General features: G+C 40.0%; 1 protein-coding gene. It reads right to left on the reverse strand.

The genetic code is table 11. The annotated features are described in order from the left end of the window. Position 1: 1 nt before the first annotated feature. Positions 2 to 1,272 (reverse strand): ATP-binding protein (locus F6K49_RS50110; RefSeq protein ID WP_293110307.1); only part of this gene is annotated, 1,271 nt, incomplete at its 5' end.

Genomic DNA, 1,272 nt, shown 5'->3' on the forward strand with positions numbered 1-1,272 from the left:
TCTATTGATCAACCCACTCTAATTGTAAATACTTCTCCAATAATGCCAATAATTTCTGCTCGTCAACTGGTTTTGGCAGAAAAGCATCACAGCCAAGTCTCTGAGTTTCCTTCTGCACAACATCCCAGTTGTTAGCAGAGAAGGCAATAATTGGTACATTCTTCATTGCTGGTATCTGTTGTAATTCCGGAATCATCGTGAAACCAGTTTTAACAGGCATAAATAAATCCGTTAAAATCAGATCAGGTCCAATTACCCTGGCCAGCTCCAATGCTTGCTGAGCATTCTGGGCTAATACCACTTCAAAACCCAAAGGGTTGAGCATATTTAGCAATACCAAGCGATTTTCTGTTATGTCATCCACCACTAACAATTTACGTCGTTTTCCTTTATAAATCAACCCTTTAACAGCAATATATGGTTCAGCATTTGCAACAATATCTATCACAGGTAAGGTAACATCAAACCAAAATGTTGAACCTTTGCCCAATTGACTTTTAACCTTTAGTTTACTTCCCATCAAGTTAACGATTTGCTGACTAATCGCTAAACCTAAACCCGCTCCAGCTATCCGACGCTCGGTATCCCCTACTTGTTCAAAGGGTTGGAATATTTTCTCTAACTGTTGAGGACTAATTCCTATGCCAGTATCGATGACCTCAAAGCGAATCGTCCGAGAATGGATGTTATAATCTCCCCCTTGAATCCTGGTGTTGGAAGACTTCGATATTCCTAAAATAGAGTTTTGTTTCTCAATGACTCCAACATTAAATGTGACATTACCTTGGTCAGTAAATTTAACTGCATTACCTAATAGATTGAGTAAAACCTGTCGTAACCTTTTCTGATCTAACTTAACCCCTGTGGGTAGGTTACCTTGAGTTTTATAGTTAAACAATATATTTTTTTCATTAGCTCCCATGCGGATAATACCAACTACCCCTTCCAAGAAGCTTGGAAAATGAACCTCACGGGGGTAGAGTTCCATCTTACGGGCTTCGATTTTAGAGAAGTCTAAGAGATCGTTAATTAGGGTCAATAGATAGGTTCCACTTTGCTCTATAATTTTTAAACCTTGTATTTGCTGCTGTCTTAAATTGCGATCGCTCCTTGGGGTGCTGCCCTTCACGTCATCGTTTTGGGTAGCAACTTTAGCTGTATCGCGCTGGAGAATTCTGGCATAGCCTAAGATGCTATTGAGGGGAGTGCGCAATTCATGGCTGATGTTAGCTAAAAATTGGCTTTTAGCTTGGTTAGCAACTTCCGCAGCTT

The organism is Moorena sp. SIO3I6, assembly GCF_010672095.1.